Genomic DNA, 19,398 nt, shown 5'->3' on the forward strand with positions numbered 1-19,398 from the left:
CCCGCGCGGCGTTCGGGCCGCGGCGGGGCGGGGATCAGGTCTTGCGCCGGGGCGGCGCGTCGGTCCGGACCGGACCGGTGGACTCGCGCACCACCAGACTGTGCTGCGCGAGGAAGGGGGTGTTGGTCTTGCCCGCGCCCTCATTGGCGTTCCACGCCGCGAAGGTCTGCATGGCGCGCAGAGCCATCTGGTCGAAGGGCTGGCGGATGGTGGTCAGGCTGGGCCAGATCACCCCGGCGATCGGCGCGTCGTCGAAGCCGACCACCGACAGGTCGTCGGGGATGCGCAGGCCGCGTCGCTGGGCTTCCATGCAGGTCGCCGCCGCCATGTCGTCATTGGCCGCGAAGATCGACGTCGGCGGGTTGTCGATGTCCAGCAGCGCCTTGGCCGCTTCGAGCCCGGTCTTGAAGGTGAACTCGCCCTGCACGATCAGCTCGGGCGCGGGGCGGGGCAGGCCGCGCGCGGCATAGGCCTCGAAGAAGCCGTTGCGACGGTGGGTGCTGGCGGCGTGGTCCGGGTGGCCGGCGATGTGGCCGATCCGGGTATGGCCCAGCGAGAACAGGTGCTCGACGACCTCGCGCGCGGCGGCGCGGTCGTCCATGCCGATGGCGGGAAACTGCGGGTCGGGCGTCGTCGGCGTGATCAGCACGCAGCGTACGTCCAGCTCGCGCATCAGCTCCTTCATCGGCCCGAAATCGCACTCCGGCGGCAGCAGGATCATCTCGCGGATGCCGCCGTCGCGGACGAAGGCGCGGACGCGGTCCTGCCAGCCGGGGATCGGACCTTCGGACAGGTCGACCGACAGGTGGCGGCCGGTCTCGACACAGGCCACCAGGAGGGCGTGATGGACGCGCGTGTGGTAGCCGCCCGACGGATCGCCCATCAGCACGCCGACCGATCCGGAGCCTTGTGAGCGCAGGCTGCGCGCCACCGCGCTGGGCTGGTAGCCGAGGTCCTGCATGGCCGTGCGGACGCGATCGCGCGTCTTGGCGCTGACGCTCTCATGATCGTTGAGAACGCGCGAAACGGTCTTGGGCGAGACGCCCGCCCGCTCGGCCACGTCATTGATCGTCGTCATAGGTCCCCGTGCCCGCTCGCCGCCTGTTTGAAGGCGCGCACCCCACCAGCGAAAGGCGGCGCGCACAAGGCGGCGAAGGCCTCAAGCCATAGTCCATGTTGTCCACCGTGTCATGTCTTGAGGACAAAAGCAGGTCAAAAATGATGATAAGTGGGACAAATTGCAGGACATCTATGGGGCCGCCAAGGGCGCTGGGGTGGCTCGGCGGAGCGTCGCGAGCGCAGTTTGACGGGGTGCGCTGATCCGTCGTTTCTGGCCATTTAGCGCCTACTAGCGTCATATAAAAAGTCTAATAAATACAGTGTTCGATCTTGGCTTCGCTCTATTAGTGGTAGCGTTATCATCGCTTACAGGGAAGGTCGTTGTGGGGGGGTAGCGCGTCGGAAGTTGTCGCTGACGCAAAATGACAACGTTGACATTCTTGTTGACTTGGTTGGGACATTTCCGGATTGTGCCAGCGTTCGGTGAAGGCGCGGGGCTGGAATCGGACGTCCGGGCGCCGGGGCCGCCGAGGGATTTGGACAGTCGCAGGACATGCGGCTGGGCAAACCAGAAAACGCCTCGCCGGGTCTCGTCAGCCGTCAACAGAGCGGCGGCCCGAGGCGCGGTCGAGCGGCCAATAAAAACGATCTACTCTGGGGAGCGAGCAATTGTCACAGGAAGCAAGGAAATCCGTGCTCAAGCGCGGACTGACGCTGGCGCTGGTCGCCGGCGCGTCGCAGTTGGCCCTGGCCAGCGGGGCCTTCGCCCAGCAAGCCGCCGACAACACGCAGGTCGAGGAGGTCGTCGTCACCGGCGTCCGCGGCTCGCAACTGAAATCGGTTGATCTCAAGCGCAAGGAAGCCGCGATCGTCGACGCGATCTCGGCCGAAGACATCGGCAAGCTGCCCGACGTCACCATCGCCGACTCGCTGCAGCGCATCTCGGGCGTGCAGATCCAGCGTAACGCCGGTGAAGGCGCGACGGTCAACATCCGCGGCCTGGCCCAGGTCATCACCTTGCTGAACGGCGAACAGTACCTCAGCGCCGGCAACATGGGCTCGGCCCAGCCGAACCTGCTGGACGTGCCCTCGCAGCTGATGAACCAGGTGCTGGTCTACAAGTCGACCAACCCGCGCAACGCCCTGTCGGGCATCTCGGGCACCCTGGACCTGAAGACCCGCCGCCCGTTCGACTTCAAGAACGGCCTGACCATGACGGGCGCGGCCGAAGCCCAGCGCGGCGAGCGCACCAAGGAAGACGATTACCTGCTGAACGGCGTCCTCAACTGGCGCAACGACCGCGTCGGCCTGATGCTGTCGGCCGCCGGCAGCAAGGCCAATCTCGGCAACAACTCCTCGGGCGTCGTCGGCCTGTCGGGCAACAACGACTGGGGCGGTTCGGCCGCCACCAACTTCGTCTCGCCGCACGGCTTCGAAAGCTTCAACCGCGTGGTCGAGCGCAAGCGTCTGGGCGTCAACGCCTCGTTCCAGGCTGACCTGGGCGAAGGCTTCACCCTGATCGCCGAAGGCTTCTACGCCAAGCTCGACGAGTACAATCGCGGCGCCGGCATCAACATCTCCAACCGCTGGGACGGCGGCGCGTTCGGCAACTGGACCAAGCCGACGGTTTCGCAGAACACCGGCGTCAACAGCCCGGCCAACGGCCGTCCGTGGGCCGCCGTCGACGAGTACGATATCGACGCCTGGTGGGTGAACTCGTTCTCGGTCAACCGCACGACCAAGTCGGAGTCGAAGAACTACAACCTCGAACTGAAGTACGACAACGGCGGTCCGTTCACCTCGGAAGTCCGCGCCATCCGCGCCAGCGGCGACCGTCTCAGCATGAACGGCCAGGCCCAGGGCGACCTGTCCAACTGGCAGTATGGTCCGAACCGCTTCACCCTGTTCCGGGACGCTAACGATCGCACGCGCGGTCCGTTCTATCCGAAGTCGATCTGCGACCAGTATCCGGCCGCTCAGCGCAGCAACGCCGTCGTCGGCAGCGCCGGTGGCTGCTACCTGAACCCGAACCCGCAAGGCTACGGCCAGAACCCGCAGCTGCACTACAACATCAGCGGCGATCACCCGGTGTGGAGCGGCTTCGACCGTCCGATCACCGGCGGCTTGGGTGCGGGCAAGTCGCTCAAGGACTACATGGCCAACAAGGACAGCTACGCGATCGGTGCGTTCTCGTCCGAAGGCAATAACGAAGTCAGCTCGGACATGAACGTGTTCCGCGCTGAAGGCCACTACCGCTTCGACGACAAGTTCCTGGGCTTCATCACCAAGATCGACGCCGGCGTTCGCCAGAGCGACCGTTCGGTCAGCGTCGAGCAATTCCACCTGTTCTCGGGCTTCTACGGCGGCGTTCCCGGCGCCGTGCAGGCCAACGGCTCGGCCATCCCGGCCGGCGGCTGCGAGGCCCAGTGGAAGGCCATCGACGTCGTCATGAGCCAGAACCAGTGCCAGGCCGGCGAGTTCGTGCCCGATCCGATCACCGGCAAGCCGGTGTTCCAGGGCTATACCGTCAACCGTCCGACCAAGCTGACCACCTACAACAACACCATCTGGGTCGATGACCTGGGCGGCGTCACCTCGGGCATTCCGGGCTTCTGGGCCATCGATCCGCGTGACTTCGACGACGCGGAAGCCTTCCACAAGAAGGTCTTCGGCGGCGCCATCCGCGTCACCGTCCCGGGCCAGACCTATGACGTGACGATGAAGGAGCAGAGCGCCTACGGCGCGGCCAACTTCGAGATCGGTAACCTGCACGGCGACTTCGGCCTGCGCGTGATCCAGACCGAGCTCAATGTGAAGCAGAACCTCACCGGCGACACCCGCAACTACGGCGACACGAACGCCGACGCGGGCGACTCGGTCAGCAAGCGCAAGTACACCGACTGGCTGCCGTCGCTGAACGCGGTCTACGACTTCAACGACAACTGGAAGTTCCGCTTCGCCTACGCCAAGACCATGCAACCGCTGGATCTGGGCAACTATGGCGGTGGTCTGTCGATCTTCACGGCCGACTGCGGCGCGGCCCTGCCGAACGTTCGCTGCGTCACCGGCGCGGCCGCCTCGGGCAACCCGAACCTGGATCCGTGGCGGGCCTCCAACTTCGATGGCGCCATCGAATACTACTTCGGTCGCGCCTCGATGCTGAACATCTCGGCCTTCCAGCTGAAGATCGACAGCTTCGTGACCGGCGGCACCACCACGGGCCGCTTCCCCGACCAGGACGGCGTCATCCGCCGCACCGTCAATGTCAGCCTGCCCGTCCAGGGCGACGGCGGTTCGGTGAAGGGCCTGGAAGTCGGCGCCAAGGTCGCCTTCAGCGACATCCTGCCCGACATGGGCGTGATCTCGAACTTCGGTGTGGACAGCAACTACACCTACTCGCCCAGCCACGAGAGCCGTCTGGACCTCGAAGGCAATGAGATCCCGTTCTTCGACAACTCCAAGCACCAGTTCAACCTGGTGGGTTGGTACCAGGACGACAAGCTGCAGGCCCGCGTGGCCTACAACTACCGGACCGACCGTCTGTCGGGCACGATGGGCGGCGGCGGCAACGCGGTCATCCCGATCATGCAGAAGGCGACCGGCTATGTGGACGTGAACGTCAGCTACAACGTTCGCGACAACGTCACCGTCTACTTCAACGGGTCGAACGTCACCGGCGAGATCGAGGACTACTACCTCCGCTTCGCCAAGGGCCAGACCCAGTACGCCAATCAGAACGAGTTCGAGCCCCGCTACACGCTGGGTATCCGCGCTCGCTGGTAGGCGAGAGCCTGTCCGCCTCTGATGGAAACATCAGAGGTGGATCAGCAGGCTCGATCTCGAGCATTCTTGAGCGTGGCGGCCACGCTCAAGTCCCCCTCTCACCTCCTGCGGCCGCCGTGGTTCTCCACGGCGGCCAATTTTTTAGGGAGACGGCGCCTGTCCGGTTCGGGCGGCAACCGTTAGCCTGAAGACAAGCCGGACACAGAGCCGGAACCGGGAGCGACCATGCAGGACAATCGGATCCGCAAGCTGGTGATCGTCGGCGGGGGCACGGCCGGCTGGATGGCGGCTGCGGCGCTGCGGCGGCATTTCCACGGCGGTCCGCTGGAGATCACCCTGGTCGAGTCCGAGGAGATCGGCACGGTCGGGGTCGGCGAGGCGACGATCCCCACCATTCGCGGCTTCTACCAGCAGCTGGGCCTGTCCGACATCGAGGTGATGCGGGCCACGCAAGCGACCTGCAAGCTGGGCATCCGCTTCAACGGCTGGCTGCGCGAGGGCCAGTCCTTCATCCACCCCTTCGGCCATTTCGGCCAGGACCTGCGCGGCGTTCCGTTCCATCACTATTGGCGCAAGCTCGCCCAGGCCGGCGAGCCCACCGACATCGCCGACTATTCGCTGGGCGCGTCGCTGGCCGCCGCCGGCAAGTTCATGGCCCCGCCGCGCAACCCGACCTCGACCCTGTCGATTTTCGACTGGGCCCTGCACTTTGACGCGGGCCTCTTCGCCCAGCTGATGCGCCGGGTCGCCGAAGACAACGGCGTGCGCCGCATCGAAGGCAAGATCACCAAGGTCAATCTGCGTCCCGAAGACGGCTTCGTCGCCGCGCTGGACCTGGAGAACGGCGACACCGTCGAGGGCGACCTCTTCATCGACTGCTCCGGCTTCCGGGGCCTGTTGATCGAGGAGGCCCTGCACACCGGCTACGAGTCGTGGAGCGACCTTTTGTTCTGCGATCGCGCCTGGGCCGTGCAGAGCGAAGGGCAGGGCGACCCGCCGCCCTATACCGACGTCACCGCCCACAGCGCCGGCTGGCGTTGGCGCATCCCGCTGCAGCATCGCTACGGCAACGGCTATGTCTTCTCCTCGCGCCACATCCGCGACGAGGACGCCCTGGCCGAGCTGAAGGCCGCCGTGCCCGATCCGCTGCTGCACGAACCGCGCCTGATCCGCTTCAATCCCGGTCGGCGCAAGCAGGTCTGGAACAGGAACGTCATCGCGCTGGGCCTGGCGTCCGGCTTCCTCGAGCCGCTGGAGAGCACCTCGATCGCCCTGATCGAGACGGGTATCGAGAAGATCAAGGCGCTGTTCCCCGACCGCGACTTCGCGCCCGAGCTGGCGGACGAGTTCAACGACTGGTCCCGCCGCGAGATGGAGCGCGTGCGCGACTTCATCATCCTGCACTACTGGGCCAACAAGAGAGGCGACACCGCCTTCTGGCGCGACTGCAACGCCGTGACCCTGCCCGACACGCTGCAACGCAAGATCGACCTGTTCCTTGGGCGCGGCCATTTCGTGCGCTATCGCTGGGAGATGTTCGCCCCGCCCAGCTGGATGGCGATCTATGCGGGCTTTGAGATGTTGCCGCAGGTCGTCGATCCCAGCCTGGACGGCGTCGACCCCAAGGCGCTGAGCGCCCCCTTGTCGGAAATGCGCAAGGCCGTCCGCGAGGTGGTCGCCTCGGCCCCGCCGCACCAGGCGTTCCTCGATCAGTACTGTCGTGCCGCGCCGGCCCAAGCCTCCAGCGCGGCGGAGTAGGACACCCCCATGACCACCACCCACCCCAACGCCCTTCGCAAGATCGTCATCGTCGGCGGCGGCTCGGCCGGCTGGATCTCGGCGGCGATGCTCAGCCACTACTTCCAGAACGGCGGCTGCGCGGTCGAGCTGGTCGAGTCCGAGGAGATCGGCACCATCGGGGTCGGGGAGTCGACCATCCCGCCGTTCCTGCAGCTACTGGCCAGCCTGGGCGTCGACGAGCGCGACTTCATCCAGGCCACCCAGGCCAGCTTCAAGCTGGGCATCCGCTTCGAGGACTGGAAGCAGAAGGGCCAGCGCTACTACCACCCCTTCGGCGCCATCGGCGGCCCGATCGGCCCGCACGAGTTCTATCAGTGCTGGCTGCGCGCCAAGGCCAACGGCCACCCGTCCAACCTGCAGGACTTCGCGCCCGGCACGGTGATGGCCGACCAGTGGAAGTTCATCCCGCCGGTCAAGGCCCAGCGCACCCTGATCGCCGGGGCCAGCTACGCCCTGCACGTCGACGCGCGCCTGGTGGCCAGGTTCCTGCGCGACTACGCCGAGGCCCGGGGCGTCAAGCGCACGGAAGGCATCGTCACCGATGTGGTCACCCATCCCGACGGCTCGGTCGCCAAGGTGGTCATGAAGGACGGTCGCGAGGTCGAGGGCGATCTCTTCATCGACTGCACCGGCTTCCGGTCGCTGCTGATCGGCAAGACCCTGGACGTGCCGTTCAACGACTGGTCGGACATGCTGCTGTGCGACCGCGCCGTCGTCGTGCAGACCGAAAATGTCGGCGCGCCGCACCCCTACACGGTCTCCAAGGCCGAGGACGCCGGCTGGCGCTGGCGCATCCCGCTGCAGCACCGGGCCGGCAACGGCTACGTCTTCAGCTCACGCCACCTCAGCGACGACGAGGCCCGCGCCACCCTCGTGCAGAACGTCGAAGGCCAGATGCTGATGAACCCCATGTTCATCGCCTTCAAGACCGGCATGCGCCGGCGCCTGTGGGACAAGAACGTCGTCGCCGTTGGCCTGGCCGGCGGCTTCATCGAGCCGCTGGAGTCGACGGCCCTGCACCTCATCTATCGCGGCATGGACTTCCTGCTGCGGTTCATGCCCGACCGCGACTTCGACCCGGCCCTGGCGGCCGAGTACAACCGCCGCATGACCGCCGACTATGAGGAGATCCGCGACTTCATCGTGCTGCACTACTGCACGACCCAGCGTGACGACACCCCGTTCTGGCGCGACGTCCGCAACGCCCCGATCCCCGACAGCCTGCGGGAGCGCATGGCCCTGTTCCAGGCCCAGGGCGTGCTGCGCGAGGGCGTCGACGACATGTTCCGCAACCCGTCCTGGCAGTCGGTGATGGAAGGCATGGGCGTGCGCCCGCGCCGCTACCAGCAACTGGTCGACACCGTGCCCTACGAGGTCATCACCCAGACCCTGGACCAGTCCGCCCCGATCCTGGCGGCCCAGGTGGCGGGCCTGCCGAGCCACGGGGAGTTTTTGGAAAAGCACTGCCCCGCGCCTAAGCCTGAGACGGTGGTGGCGCCGTTTGGGGCGGTGGCTTAGGGGGGGAGCGCCAGGAACGGACCCTGAACCCGCTCCAGAAGCCCGACGCTTGGCGATTGCCCTCCAAGCGGGACGCGGAGCACGCATTCCTTGTGCTCCCGGCGCATCCCTCTGGGATGGGCACCCTAGTGAACAAAAAAGGCCGTGCGCGCGACACCGGCGTTGTTGCTGGCCTTCATCCAGCCGCGCACTTCGACTTCGTAAAGACCGACCGCGTCGGCGGGCACGTTCGCGACGAAGATCGCCGTATCGGGATCGAAGCGCAGAGGGATGCGGCGCAGCGACTTGCCGTTGGTCGTGACGAACGCTTCCACCTCGGTATCATCGGAGCGCCAGGGTCCAGTCTCCAGGAATTACGGTGACAGTGCACTTAATTCCGGGGCGATGTCGCCAGGCGTCCGTCAAGGCGCAGCGAAGCCGGCTGCCTTCTGCACAATCGTCACCAGCCCGCGATAGGCGTCCTGGTTTTTGGTGACGCCGGCGACCGTGATCCCGGCGTCAGGCGCATAGTAGGCGACGGTGCCCCAGTAGCCGCTGTGCCAATAGTAGTCGCGGCCGTTGGCCTGCCCGACGAAGACGCCGAGGCGATAACGGTCAGCGCCCTTGTGCGGGCCCTTCCACAGCATCGCCTGCAAGGTCTCGGAGCGCTCGAACAGGCGGCCTTCGAACAGCGCCGCCGTCAGGATCGCGAGATCCTTGGCGGACATGACGAGTCCGCCCCCGCCATGCAGGTCGACACTGGCGTCAAGATCGGTGACCTCGGCGTCTCCGATGAATTGGCGCGCGCGCTGCGGGGCGCGGCGCGGCTTGTCTTCCAAGATCTCCCACCAGGTCGACGACAGTTTCAGGCGATCCAGCTGCAGCTGCGTGCGCACCGCCTTGGCCAAAGACTGGCCTGTGATCCGCTCGATGATGTCGCCAACAAGGATGTAGCCGGTGTCGGAATAGTGGAAGGCGGCGCCGGGCGGGTCCACGGGCTTGCCCCACGTGACCGCCAGGCGAACCTGGTCCTCACGGGTCCAGCGCTTGCCCGGCTGCGAGAGCACCAAGGGCAGGTAACGCTCGTCCTGGGCGTGATCATAGATCCCGGCGCTGTGACTGAGCAGGTGTCGCACCGTGATCCGGCGGGTGTCGTAGCCGCCATTCCGCAGCAGTTCATCAAGCCCCGGGGTCAAAAGCGGCCCGATCGCGGCGTCGAGATCGATACGACCCTGCTCCGACAGGCGCAAAACCGTCGCGGCGACGAAGGTTTTCGTATTGCTGGCGACGCGAACAGGCGTGTCGGGTGCAAGGGCCGGAACGGCGGCCACGCCGTCCTTGCCGGCGCTCGACACGGCGAACGGCGAAGCGACCCCCTTGCCCGTCACGAACAGGGCCATGGGCCGCGAGGCGGACGCGACCTCGGTCTGCAACACGTCTCGGCTCAGGGCTTGCGCGAATGCCGGCCCGGTCGGCTGGATCAACACGCATAGGGCGATCAGGATGGCCCAGAAGAGCTGACCGGTCAGGGGGGCGAACATCTTTGCTGTCAGGGGCATAGCGCCTTCATAGGTGTTGCCGGTCAGCACTGTCATGAGAGGAAGCGCCGACGTTCGCCGCTTTGGAGGATCTTACGGGCCTGTCCGTCTCCGGCCAAGGTCCGGTCTCCAACCGCCCCCTCACACCCGCTTCAGGCTGATGATCCTCACCGGCGGGTTCAGGATCTGGCCCCGCATCGACGGCGCGCACAGGACATCGCAAAGCCCGCCGTTGACCGGGCTCTTCACCTCAGCGAATGATACATTATATCATAACGCGACGCAGTCGCGGAGGGATTGGGATCCAAAGCACCATCGACAGATCGAGCGTTCCGATCTCGCCCTCGAAAAGGGTGTTCGCTTCTGGGATCCAGTCCCTGGCTCACGGCGACGCCGCCACCGCACACAATGTGGCGTGCTTGGATAGATCGCCGGGCGTCTCCATTTCAGTTTGAACCTCCGCCGTTACGCAGCCTGCCGACCGCACCCACTGACCCAGTTCACCCGCCCCATCACCGGAGATGAAGGACATGACCTCTCGCACTCGCTCGCTCGCCGTATCGGCCATCGCCCTGATGGGGGCCTTCGTCGTGACCGCGCCCGATGTGGCCGCCGCGCAGACCTTGTCGCGTCCGGCGGAGGCCCCCAGCCTTGCGCCGCGCACGGTCAACTTCTCCAAAGGCGTCGTGAAGGCCGAAGGCGTGCTGGTTCTGCCCCTGGCCGGGGCGGGCGACCTCGCCAAGCGGGGCGCGGGTCTGGAGGCCGGGACACGGCAGGCCATCGAACGGGCCTTGCGGTCGGCCGCCTTCGGCTATGGCGCGCGCCAGACCCTGACGCTGCGCGGGATCGGCGATTGGGACCGTATCGTCGTCGTCGGCTTTGGCGCATCGGCGGCTGACCCGCAGTGGAGCGGCGCGGTCGTCGGCCGCGCCCTGGTCAGCGACCGCGGTCCGGTCACGGTCCTGGCGGGCGGCCTGCCGGCGGAGACCGTGGCGGCCTTCGCCACCGGGATGGGCATCGGCCACTATCGGTCCGACCTCTATCAGGCGGGGCGTCGAAGCGCCGTTCCGGGCGGTCCCGTCACCCTCGTCACCGACGCTCCGGACGCGGCGCGGTCGAGCTTCCAGGCGCGCGGCGTGGCGCTCGTTGAGGCCATGGCATGGGCCCGCGACGTGTCGAACGAGCCCGCCAACGTCATCTATCCCGAAACCTTCGTTGAGCGCACGCGGGCGGCCTTCGCCGGTGTCCCGGGCGTGACGATCGAGGTTCTGGACGTCCCGGCCATGGCGCGTTTGGGCATGGGCGCGCTCCTGGGCGTCGGTCAGGGTTCGGAGCGTTCGCCGCGTCTCTTGGCCGTCCGTTATCGGGGTGAAGGCGCCCCCGCAGGCGGTCCGATCGCCCTGGTCGGCAAGGGCATCACCTTCGACAGCGGCGGTATCTCCATCAAGGCGGCCGCCGGCATGGGCAATATGAAGATGGACATGTCGGGCGCGGCTGCGGTCACCGCTTCGGTTCTGGCCCTGGCCCGATCCAAGGCGCCGGTCGACGTGGTCGCGGTCGCCGCGCTCGCCGAGAACATGCCCGACGGCCGCGCGATCCGGCCGGGCGACGTCCTGACGGCCATGAACGGCAAGAGCATCGAGATCATCAACACCGACGCCGAGGGGCGGCTGGTCCTGGCCGATGCGCTCGTCTGGACCGAGCGCAATCTGAAGCCGGCGGCCGTGGTCGACGTCGCCACCCTGACAGGCGCGGTCGGCGGGGCCCTGGGCGACGACTATGCGGGGCTGTTCAGCCGGCACGACGCCTTGGCGGCGCAACTCGATGCGGCGGGCCGGGCCACGGGCGAACGCCTGTGGCGGCTGCCGCTCAACGCGTCTCATGGGACTGACATGTCCTCCACCATCGCCGACCTGAAGAACACCGGCGAAGGCGGTGGCGGCGCCAGCACCGGCGCGTGGTTCATCGGCGAGTTCGTGAGCCGAGACATCCCTTGGGCGCACCTGGATATCGCCAACATGGCCTGGAGCGGCGCGGGCGACTGGAATGCGGCGGGCTCAGCGGGTTTCGCGGTCCGCCTGCTCGAACGCTTCGTGCGCGACTGGCGCCCCGTCGCTCGCGAGCCGGGCAATGGGGGCGGATGACGCCGGTTAAACCCGCTTCATGCTGATGATCTTCACCGGCGGGTTCAGGATCTGGCCCTTCATCGACGGCACGTTCGTCGCGCCGTCGGTCCGGCCGCTGAGGATCTTCTTCACGACGTCCATGCCTTCGACGACATAGCCGAAGACGGCGTAGCCCTGGGCGGCGTCGCTCTTGCCGGGCTTGGCGTCGAGATAGGGCTGGGGGCTGGCGCAGATGAAGAAGTCGGCGGTGGCGCTGCCGGGGGCGTCGCGGCCCATCGAGATGGCGCCGGCCTTGTGCTTGAGGCCGGTCTTCAGCGTGCTCTCGTGGGCGATCGGCGGGGCGCGGCGCGAATAGGGCTTGGGCTGGCCCTGGATCGAGCCCTGGCCCGGCGCGCCCTTGGCCCGGTTGGCGCGGAAGAACTGGCCGCCGTCGAAGCGGCGCTTGTCGACATAGCGCAGGAAATTCTCGGCCGTGATCGGGGCCTTCTTGTCCTCCAGCTCGACGACGATGGTCCCCTTGTCGGTCTGGATCGCCACGCGCGGCTTGCCGGCGGCGAGGGCGGGGGAGGCGGCCCCCAGCAGAAGCGGGGCGGCGGCCAGGGCGCCGATCAGGGCGCGGCGGACGATCTTCGAAGCGGTCATGGCGGCTCCTGGAGTTTCCAGCGGTGATGACACGGCGCGGCGCGATTTGTCTCCCTCCCCATCAAGAGGGAAGGGCGGCTGAGAAAAAAGTGACCGCTACCATAATTCCCCATCGCAAGACTGGCGTTCGCTGAGCTAGGGTCGCGGCGTTGGGGACGACCGCAGACGACATGCGGCGTTTAAGAGGGAAGGGAAGGCGTATGGGGGCTGAAAGCCAGGCCGCTCCGGCTAAGGGGCGCGACACCATGGTGGTGGGGGCGTCGTCGCTCGGCACGGTGTTCGAGTGGTACGACTTCTATCTCTACGGCTCGCTGGCGCCGATCATCACCAGCCACTTCTTCTCGGGCGTCAATGAGACCACGGGCTTCATCCTGGCCCTGCTGGCCTTTGCCGCCGGTTTCGCGATCCGGCCGCTGGGGGCGCTGATCTTCGGGCGTCTGGGCGACCTGTGGGGCCGCAAGAACACCTTCCTGATCACCATGCTGTTGATGGGGGTCTCGACCTTCGTCGTGGGCCTTCTGCCGTCCTACGCCCAGATCGGCGTGGCTGCGCCGATCGCGCTGGTGCTGATGCGTCTGGTGCAGGGTCTGGCGCTGGGCGGCGAGTACGGCGGCGCGGCGACCTATGTGGCCGAGCACGCCCCGCCCGGTAAGCGCGGCTTCTATACGAGCTGGATCCAGACGACGGCGACGATCGGTCTGTTCCTGTCGCTGGCCGTGATCCTGGTCGCCCGCATCCAGCTGGGCGAGGAGGCGTTCAAGGCCTGGGGCTGGCGCATTCCGTTCCTGGTCTCGTTGGCGCTGCTCGGCGTATCGCTGTGGATCCGCCTGAAGCTCCATGAGAGCCCGACCTTCGAGCGCATGATCGCCGAGGGCAAGGGCAGCAAGAAGCCGCTGGCCGAGGCGTTCGGTAACTGGCCCAACCTCAAGATCGTGCTGCTGGCGCTGGTGGGCCTGACCATGGGCCAGGCGGTGGTCTGGTACACCGGCCAGTTCTACGCCCTGTTCTTCCTGGAAAAGACGCTGAAGCTGGACGGGGCGCTGGCCAACACCCTGGTGGCCGTGGCGCTCTTGATCGGCACGCCGTTCTTCGTGATCTGCGGCTGGCTGTCCGACAAGATCGGCCGCAAGCCGATCATCATCCTGGGCTGCCTGCTGGCGGCGCTGACCTATTTCCCGATCTTCAAGGCGATCACCACCTACGCCAACCCCGTCCTGGCCAAGGCCGAGGCTACCGCACCGGTGGTGGTGACCGCCGACACCGCCACCTGCGCCTTCCAGTTCGACCTGATCGGCAAGGCCAAGTTCAACACCCCCTGCGACGTGGCCAAGGCCTATCTGGCCAAGGCCGGGGTCAGCTACAGCGTGCAGGCCGCACCGGCGGGAACGCCCACCGCGGTCAAGGTCGGCGACGTCACGCTGGAGGGGCTCGATTCCAAGGGCGCGACCGGCCAGGCCTTCGTCGACGCCCGCAAGGCCTGGGAGGCGGATCTCGGCGCGCAGCTGAAGGCCGCCGGCTATCCGGCCAAGGCCGACGCCGCGCTCGTCAACAAGCCCGCCGTGATCGGGCTGCTGGCGCTGCTGGTGATCTATGTGACCATGGTCTACGGCCCGATCGCGGCGATGCTGGTCGAGCTGTTCCCGACCCGCATCCGCTACACGGCGATGTCGCTGCCCTATCACATCGGCAACGGCTGGTTCGGCGGCTTCCTGCCCACCACGGCCTTCGCCATCGTGGCGGCGACGGGGGATATCTATTCGGGCCTCTGGTACCCGGTGATCATCGCCGGGATCACCGCGGTGGTCGGGGGGCTGTTCCTCAAGGACACCCGCAACAACCGGCTCGAAGATTAGGCGATAATCCGAAAGCGCCCGGCGATACGCCATCGCCGGGTTGCCATCGGCCGCCCTTTCGGCTTCGCTGAAGCTTGAGGGGAGCGTTGATGGCGCAAGAAGACGACGACCGGCGCGCCTGGTTCCGGCGGGAGATCCTGCCGCTGGAGCCCGATCTGCTGGCCTATGCCCGGCAGTTCTGCCGCGACGGACAGACCGATCCGGAGGACCTGGTTCACGAGGCCTTCGCTCGCGCGATCGCCTGTAAAACCTGGCGCGAGGTCGGCAATCCGGGCGCGTTCGCCACCCGCATCCTGCGCAACTGCGCGCTGGACGCGCTGCGTCGCCGCAAAGTGTTGACCATCACGGCGGTGGCCGACTTCGATCGCATCGAGCCGCTGGACGAGGCGCCCAGTGCGCACGCCGTGCTCGAATCACGCGAAGAGCTGCGCCTGCTGGCTGACGCGATCGCGGAGCTGCCGACGCAATGTCGTCGCGTCTTCACGTTGAGAAAAGTTTATAGTCTCTCGCCGGATGAGATAGCGGTTCGGCTGGGTTTGTCCGTCTCTACTGTCGAGAAGCATTTGGTGAAGGGTCTCCGGTACTGTTCCGACAAGTTGGGACGACGTATCGGGCGTAAGAGTAAGGTTGACGAAGGACGCTCATGGAGCGCGAGACGGGATCACGACGCGAAGCGGTAAGACAGGCCGCCGCCCTCTGGGTGGTCCGGCTTGACGACGCTGCGTGTTCCGCCGCCGATCGCGCCGCCTTCGAGGCCTGGCGCGACGAAAGCCACGAACACGAAGCCGCCTTTGAACGCGAGGCCGCCGCCTGGGCGCGGCTGGCGCGCCTGCGCGCGCTGCGCCCGCCGGCCGAGCGGCCCGACCGCGACCTGCTGGCGCCCGAGCGGCGCCCGTGCTGTCGCGCCTTGGCCAGTCGACCTGGGCGCGAGGCATGGCCGCTGCGGCGGTCCTGACCTTGTCGGTCGCCGGGGTCACCACCTTTGGCGGCGGCACGGCCTACGCCACGGCGATCGGCGAGCGCCGCGTCGTCGTGCTCAGCGACAACAGCCGCATCGAGCTGAACACTGACAGCAAGGTGGTGGTCCGCTACCGCCATGGCGTGCGCGAGGTGCGTCTGGTGCGTGGCGAGGCGGTGTTCGAGGCGGCCCGCGACGCTCGCCCCTTCGTGGTTCGCGCCCAAGACGCGGTGATCCGGGCCGACGACGTCTCGGAACTGGCGGTGCGCCTGCGCGGCGACGGCGCGGCCGTGACCGTCAAGAAGGGCGCCGTCGCGCTGGATCCCGAGCCCGCCGAGCCCAAGGACGAGCTGCGCCTGAAGGCCGGCGTCGCTGCTGTCTACAATTCCACCGGAAGCCGCGCCCGCGCCATCTCCGAGGGTGAGATCGACCGCGTTCTGGCCTGGCGCCAGGGCGCGATCGCGCTGAACGGCCAGTCGCTGGAGCAGGCCGCCGCCGAGTTCAACCGCTACAACCGGCAGCAGGTGCGGATCGTGGATCCCGCGATCGCGGGTCTGCGTCTGGCCGGCTATTTCCAGACGACCGAGCCGCGCAGCTTCGTCGACGCCGTCACCAACGCCTTCCCGGTCAAGGCGTGGGAAGACGCGGACGGTGATATCCGGTTGTCGCGCAAGGGATAGATCTCTTCCCTACCAACCGGACCCCCGGCTTTCGCCGGGGTCCGGCCGGGATGACACGGTGGGATTGAGGCAAAAAAGGATCCTTCGCCACTGGCGGAAACCCGACATGCGTGCGTCGATCCTTTGAAGGTGGTCCTCCACGGGGATGGAGGCCGCTCCCGAGGGGTACACAAGAAAATGACCATCAACACTCGTCGCCGCGCGGTTCGCGGTTTCCTGATGGCGTCGGCCGCCGTCATGGTTCTGGCTGGTCCTGCGCTGGCGCAGGACGCTCGCCGCACCTTCAACATTCCGGCCGGTGACGCGGTGACCGCGCTGCAGGCCTTCGCCAAGCAATCGGGCAAGCAGGTGCTGTTCCCGTTCGAGGCCGCTTCGGGCAAGCAGACGCCGGCGGTGACCGGCGATCTCGCCGACGCCGACGCGCTGGCCCGTCTGGCCATGGCCGCAGGCCTTGTCGTGCAGTCAGACGACGGCAAGACCATCACCCTGCGCCAGGCGCCGGCCGAACGCCCCCAGTCCCCCAGCGCGGGGGCCGGCGCGACGAGTGAAGAGGCTCAGATCGTCGAAGCGGTGATCGTCGTCGGCTCGCAGATCGAGGGCGCGCGTACGACGGGCGCCCTGCCGGTCACGGTGGTCGGCGAGCAGGACATCATCGCCACGGGCGCGGTCTCGGGCGATGAGCTGTTCCGCTCGATCCCGCAGGCCGGTGACGTGCAGTTCCAGGAAGCCCGTACGACCGGCAACCTGAACGACGCGCGCGGCGACGTGGCCTCGCTGAACCTTCGCAGCCTGGGCACCGGCAACACCCTGGCCCTGCTGAACGGCCGTCGCGCCGTGCTGGCGCCGGGCACCCAGACCGAGAACCTGGTGCCGGTCCAGACCGTCAACACCAACGCCTTCCCGGTCGCCGGGATCAGGCGCGTCGAGGTGCTGTTGGACGGCGCGGCCGCCATCTACGGGACAGACGCCGTCGCGGGCGTCGTCAACACCGTGCTCGACACCAAGTTCCGCGGCCTGCGGGTCGAGGGCCAGGTCGGCGGCTCCGAAGGCACCAGCTATCGCGAAGGCACCTTCAACGTGAAGGCCGGCACGCGCCTGGAAGACGGCACGCGCCTGACCTTCTTCGGCTCCTACACCGCCCGCAGCCGTCTGATGGCCAGCGAGCGCGACTACTCGGCCAGCGAGGATCACCGCGCCGCCATGGCCGGCACCGCCTGGGCGGCCGACACGGCGTTCGACAACCGCTCGACCTCGAGCCCCTGGGGCGCGTTCACGCTGATCCCGACCTCGACGGCGCCGCGTCAGAACGGCGTGGCCCTGACCACCACGGGCGTGTTCCACATCGAGCCGGTGTCCAACACCGCCGCCGGCTGCTCGTCGGCGACGCTCACCGGCGACATCTGCATCCGGGCCGGGACCATCACGGGCGCCAACAGCCGCGTGCTGCGCTACGACGAAAACCCGCAGCGCTCGCTGAAAGGCGGCCTTGAGCGGACGAACCTGTTCTCGACGGTCGAGCGCGACTTTGGCGAGATCACCGCCTATGGCGAGCTGGGCTACTACCACGCGCTGTTCACCGGCAACCGCGAGCAGTCCGCGCCGCTGAGCACGGCCCCGATCAGCATCGCGGCCAACGCCTACTGGAACCCCTTTGGTCCCACGACCCTGGCTGACGGCTCGGTCAATCCGAACCGCCTGTCGGGTCTGACCGGCGTGGCGACCACCGGCGTGGCGATGAACATCACCAACTACCGCCCGGTCGACGCGGGCGGCCGCACCTACACCGTGACCGACGACAGCTATCGTCTGCTGGGCGGCCTGAAGGGCGACTGGAACGGCTGGAAGTGGGACAGCGCGCTGCTCTACTCGCAGGCCCGCACCAAGGACATGACGCATAACGCGATCAGCAACACGCTCTTCCAGGCGGCGCTGAACCGCACCGACGCGTCGGCCTACAACCCGTTCAACGGCGGTTCGCTGACCAACTATTCGGGCGCGGACGCCACGCCCAACAGCCAGGACACGATCAACGCGTTCCTGATCAACGTCTATCGCATCAGCAAGACGTCGCTGGCCCTGGCCGACTTCAAGGTGTCCAAGAAGGACCTCTTCCAGCTGCCCGGCGGCGACGTCGGCTTCGCGGCCGGCGTCGAGGTTCGCCGCGAAACCTACGACGACAACCGCGACCGCCGCCTGGACGGTACGATCAAGTACACCAACACCGTCACCGGCCTGACCTACGCCACCGACGTAATGGGGGCCTCGGGCTCGCCCGACGTCTCGGCCGATCGCACGATCGCCTCGGCCTTCTTCGAACTGGCCGTGCCGGTCATCTCGCCCGAGATGAACATCCCGTTCGTCGAGGAGATCAGCCTGCAGATCGCCGCCCGCGACGAGCACTATTCGGACTTCGGCAATGTGCTGAAGCCGAAGGGCGCGATTCTCTGGACGGTCGGCCAGGGCCTCTCGCTGCGCGGCTCGGTCTCGCAGAGCTTCCGCGCGCCCAACCTGCCGCAGTTCTACAGTGAGGGCGCTTCGGTCTCGAACACCCGCACCGACTGGGCGGCCTGCCGGATCAACACCCCGACGGCCGCTACCTGCCCCAGCGCCAGCACCATCGAGATCCGTAGCGGCAACGACAACCTGAAGCCGGAAGAGGTCGACAACGCCAGTGTGGGCTTCGTCTACCAGCCGCGCTTTATCCCGGTGGAGTACGGCAAGCTGACCCTGACCACCGACTTCTGGTCGATCCGCCAGAAGGGCGTGATCGGCATTCTGGGCGGCGCCAACCAGATCGCTCTGGACTGGCTGCTGCGCCAGCAGGGTTCGTCCAACCCGAACGTCGTGCGCGACGCGCCGGTCGGAACCAATACGGTGGGGGCGATCAGCGCCATCAACGACACCTACATGAACCTGCAGCCGCGCATGGTTCAGGGCGTCGACTTCTCGCTGAGCTACGATCTGGACGACACGGCCTGGGGCGATTTCGCCCTGAACCTCAACGTCGCCAAGCTGCTGAAGTTCGACCAGTCGCCCAGCGCGACCGAGGCCCTGCTGCAGCAGGCCGTGGCCGCCGGCAAGCTGCCGGGCGTGACAGTCACCAGCGCCGGCAACCAGATCGGCCTGGGCGGCGCTCCGGAGTTCCGCGGCAGCGCGAGCATGACCTGGCGCAAGGACGGCTGGGGCGCGGGCGCCTTCGTGAACTACATCAGCGAAGTCTACGACACCGGCTCAACCCTGACCGGCGGCGAGTACTACCAGATGCGGCCCTGGATGACGGTCAGCCTGTACGGCCAGTACGCGTTCAAGGAAGGCCGCCTGGACGGCTCCACGGTGCGCGTCGGCGTCCGCAACATCGCTGACAAGGATCCGCCGGTGGCGTCCAACAACTTCGGCTACTACGGCTCGCTGTACAACGCGACCGGCCGCTACTGGTACATGAACTTCTCCAAGCGGTTCTAA

Annotated in this window: 11 protein-coding genes and 1 pseudogene; 8 read left to right on the plus strand and 4 right to left on the minus strand. The window is 67.2% G+C overall.

What is annotated here, in order from left to right:
• Nucleotides 1-34 precede the first annotated feature (34 nt).
• A complete protein-coding gene (locus tag OVA11_RS07895) occupies nt 35-1,078 on the minus strand; it encodes a LacI family DNA-binding transcriptional regulator (RefSeq protein ID WP_268066921.1) in 1,044 nt (347 codons plus the stop codon).
• 650 nt (nt 1,079-1,728) lie between these two features.
• Here OVA11_RS07895 and OVA11_RS07900 point away from each other — a divergent pair.
• The 3 genes from OVA11_RS07900 to OVA11_RS07910 all read left to right on the plus strand — a co-directional run bounded on the left by OVA11_RS07900 (nt 1,729) and on the right by OVA11_RS07910 (nt 8,160).
• A complete protein-coding gene (locus OVA11_RS07900; RefSeq protein WP_268066922.1) occupies nt 1,729-4,842 on the plus strand; it encodes a TonB-dependent receptor in 3,114 nt (1,037 codons plus the stop codon).
• 225 nt (nt 4,843-5,067) lie between these two features.
• Nucleotides 5,068-6,600, plus strand: coding sequence for a tryptophan halogenase family protein (locus tag OVA11_RS07905; RefSeq protein ID WP_268066923.1), 1,533 nt, complete (start codon nt 5,068-5,070; stop codon nt 6,598-6,600).
• Nucleotides 6,601-6,609: 9 nt separating this feature from the next.
• Complete coding sequence (locus OVA11_RS07910; RefSeq protein ID WP_268066924.1) at nt 6,610-8,160, plus strand: tryptophan halogenase family protein; 1,551 nt, start codon at nt 6,610-6,612, stop codon at nt 8,158-8,160.
• A gap of 125 nt (nt 8,161-8,285) precedes the next feature.
• Here the strand turns inward: OVA11_RS07910 and OVA11_RS07915 are convergent, their stop codons facing one another.
• On the minus strand, nt 8,286-8,474 hold the full coding sequence (locus OVA11_RS07915; protein WP_268066925.1) for a hypothetical protein: 189 nt from the start codon (nt 8,472-8,474) through the stop codon (nt 8,286-8,288).
• Nucleotides 8,475-8,561: 87 nt separating this feature from the next.
• Complete coding sequence (locus OVA11_RS07920; protein WP_268066926.1) at nt 8,562-9,734, minus strand: serine hydrolase domain-containing protein; 1,173 nt, start codon at nt 9,732-9,734, stop codon at nt 8,562-8,564.
• A 473-nt stretch (nt 9,735-10,207) separates the two neighbouring features.
• Here OVA11_RS07920 and OVA11_RS07925 point away from each other — a divergent pair, with 473 nt between their 5' ends.
• The gene (locus OVA11_RS07925) at nt 10,208-11,821 is read left to right on the plus strand and encodes a leucyl aminopeptidase (protein ID WP_268066927.1); all 1,614 of its coding nucleotides are present in this window, start codon (nt 10,208-10,210) and stop codon (nt 11,819-11,821) included.
• 6 nt (nt 11,822-11,827) lie between these two features.
• On the opposite strand, the gene OVA11_RS07930 is transcribed toward OVA11_RS07925, so the two are convergent.
• Entirely contained in the window at nt 11,828-12,445 is a 618-nt protein-coding gene (locus tag OVA11_RS07930; protein WP_268066928.1) for a peptidylprolyl isomerase, read from the minus strand.
• Nucleotides 12,446-12,645: 200 nt separating this feature from the next.
• Here OVA11_RS07930 and OVA11_RS07935 point away from each other — a divergent pair, with 200 nt between their 5' ends.
• From OVA11_RS07935 to OVA11_RS07950, 4 genes and pseudogenes are all read left to right on the plus strand, one after another.
• Nucleotides 12,646-14,298: an MFS transporter gene (locus tag OVA11_RS07935; RefSeq protein WP_268066929.1), complete on the plus strand. Its 1,653-nt coding sequence runs from the start codon at nt 12,646-12,648 to the stop codon at nt 14,296-14,298.
• A gap of 86 nt (nt 14,299-14,384) precedes the next feature.
• On the plus strand, nt 14,385-14,978 hold the full coding sequence (locus tag OVA11_RS07940) for an RNA polymerase sigma factor (protein WP_268066930.1): 594 nt from the start codon (nt 14,385-14,387) through the stop codon (nt 14,976-14,978).
• Nucleotides 14,942-15,936: pseudogene (locus OVA11_RS07945) on the plus strand (FecR family protein). Before OVA11_RS07940 ends, OVA11_RS07945 begins: the two are co-directional and overlap by 37 nt.
• Before the next feature lie 177 nt (nt 15,937-16,113).
• Nucleotides 16,114-19,398 (plus strand): TonB-dependent receptor domain-containing protein, encoded by a 3,285-nt coding sequence (locus tag OVA11_RS07950; protein WP_268066931.1) that lies wholly within the window; start codon nt 16,114-16,116, stop codon nt 19,396-19,398.

It is taken from the genome of Caulobacter sp. SL161, from assembly GCF_026672375.1.
Lineage (GTDB): Bacteria > Pseudomonadota > Alphaproteobacteria > Caulobacterales > Caulobacteraceae > Caulobacter.

Coding starts and splice junctions, on each gene's coding strand:
- OVA11_RS07895 (WP_268066921.1), bottom strand. CDS start 1,078: ATGACGACGATCAATGACGTGGCCGAGCGGGCGGGCGTCTCGCCCAAG.
- OVA11_RS07920 (WP_268066926.1), bottom strand. CDS start 9,734: ATGACAGTGCTGACCGGCAACACCTATGAAGGCGCTATGCCCCTGACA.
- OVA11_RS07925 (WP_268066927.1), top strand. CDS start 10,208: ATGACCTCTCGCACTCGCTCGCTCGCCGTATCGGCCATCGCCCTGATG.
- OVA11_RS07950 (WP_268066931.1), top strand. CDS start 16,114: ATGACCATCAACACTCGTCGCCGCGCGGTTCGCGGTTTCCTGATGGCG.
- OVA11_RS07935 (WP_268066929.1), top strand. CDS start 12,646: ATGGGGGCTGAAAGCCAGGCCGCTCCGGCTAAGGGGCGCGACACCATG.
- OVA11_RS07910 (WP_268066924.1), top strand. CDS start 6,610: ATGACCACCACCCACCCCAACGCCCTTCGCAAGATCGTCATCGTCGGC.
- OVA11_RS07930 (WP_268066928.1), bottom strand. CDS start 12,445: ATGACCGCTTCGAAGATCGTCCGCCGCGCCCTGATCGGCGCCCTGGCC.
- OVA11_RS07905 (WP_268066923.1), top strand. CDS start 5,068: ATGCAGGACAATCGGATCCGCAAGCTGGTGATCGTCGGCGGGGGCACG.